At 63.5% G+C, this 2,027-nt stretch carries 1 protein-coding gene; it reads left to right on the forward strand.

Annotated features, from left to right (window positions below; genetic code table 11):
• A partial coding sequence (locus tag OO184_RS24800) for a PAAR domain-containing protein (protein ID WP_265381438.1) occupies positions 1-2,027 on the forward strand: 2,027 nt, incomplete at both ends.

Below are 2,027 nucleotides of genomic sequence, written 5' to 3' on the forward strand. Positions count from 1 at the left end.
TTTGTCGGCGGGCTGCTCTCGTCCGTGGGCGCCGCGCTCGGACAGTACGGGGCGAATACCGGCCAGATTATCGAAGGCTCGCCCAATGTCTTTTTTGAAGGCCAGCCGGCGGCCCGGCAGGGCGACAAAATTATGTGCAGCGACCACCCCGGCCCGGTGGTGATTGCCGAAGGCGCCAAAACGGTGTTTGTCAACGGCAAGCCCCTTGCCCGGCTGGGCCACCGCACCGCCTGTGACGCCAATATCAACAGCGCCGCCGCCTCGATTGCCATCACCGCGCAAACCGGTGATGCCCTGACTATCCTGACCGCCAGCAACAAAGACCTGCGCTGGCTGGTCGCCATTGCCGGCGTGCTCCCGCTGCCGCTCGGCCGGAAAGGCCACGGCGGCAAAGCCAAATCCGGGGAGGAACCCGCCCCGTCGGTGAAAAAAACCGGCTGCGACAGTCAGCTCTGTAGCAAAGCCGGCGAGCCGGTGGATGTGGCGACCGGCGACTTCTTACAGGTCTGGCCGGTACTGGCCCTGCCGGGCGTGCTGCCGCTGACCCTGAACCGGACTTACCGCTCGACGGCCCCTCTCGCCGGGCTGTTCGGCCCCCAATGGGCCGATGACTGGTCTCAGCATCTGCGCCGCGACGGCGAGGAAACCCATTTCACCGACGGCGAGGGGGTGATTTACACCTTCCATACCCCAAAGGACAACGTCTTCTCAGTCAACCTCCATGCCGGCCATTATCTGCTGTACGGACAACTGAGCGGCGAACTGCGCCTGTTTAACCGCCGCACCCAGCAGATACTCAGCTTTACCGAGGCGCAGGGCGATAAACGCCGCCTGTCCCTGATTGAAGACCGCAACGGCAATCAGACCGTCTTTCATTACGACGAGCACCACCGCCTGACCCGTCTCACGCATGCCGACACGACGACCCTGGCGCTGCACTATGAGCAACAACAACTGACCGCCATTGACTGGCTGCACGCGGAACAACGCCAGCGGCTGGCGACCTGCCGCTACGATAACCAGGGGTATCTGGCAGAATGTGACGCCTTTCAGTTTCACCATCTGTGGCATGAATACACCCCGCACGGCTATATGACCCGCTGGCACGACACCGATAAAACCGATGTCACGATTCATTATGATAGCGCCGGCCGGGTAACGGCCACCACCACCCCGCAGGGGTACTGGCAGGACCGTTTTGAATATGATGACGAACACCGCGTCACCACCTATTTCGATGCCGAAGGCGGCTGCACCCGCTATCACTATAACGCCGACGGGTTGGTGACCCGGAAAGTCGACCCCCTCGGCCATGCATCCCTGACTGAATGGGATTTCAGCTGCAAAGTCGCCGAAACCGACCCGCTGGGCCGAACCGCCGCCTATGAGTACAGCCCCTACGGCGAGCTGACCGGCTTCACCTCGCCGGCCGGGGACAGCACGGTTTACGACTACAATGAATACGGCCAGCTCACCCAGACGACTCAGCCGGATGGGGCCCGCTGGCGACTGCATTACAGCGAGCAGGAGAACCTGACCAGCGTTATCGACCCCCAGGGGCGGGTGGAAGAGACCCGGTACGGTCCGCAGGGGGAAATCCTGCGCCAGGTCTTGCCGGACGGCCGCGCCTGGCGCTACGGCTATGAACAACAGCAGCTCAGTGAAATTCAGGCCCCGGACGGCGCCCGGACCCGGTTTGACATCGACGGCCTGGGCCGGCTGCTGCGGGTCACCGACGCCCTGTACCAGCAGACGCACTATCACCACAGCCCGTTTCATGCCAGCCCGGCCGGCAGCGTCAGCGAGATTTGCTTACCGGACGGCGGGCGGCAGACGATTGATTACGACAGCGAGCGCCGGGTCTCGGCGGTGACCGACGGCGAGGGCCGGACCACCCGCTATACCTATGACGCCTTTGACCTGCTCAGCCGCCTCACCCGCCCGGACGGCTCGGCCCTGACCTTCGGCTACGACAGGCTGACCCGCCTGAAAACCGTGACCAACGCAACCGGCGACACCTACCGTTA

Source organism: Photorhabdus aballayi (assembly GCF_026153155.1).
GTDB classification, from domain to species: Bacteria; Pseudomonadota; Gammaproteobacteria; order Enterobacterales; family Enterobacteriaceae; genus Photorhabdus; species Photorhabdus luminescens.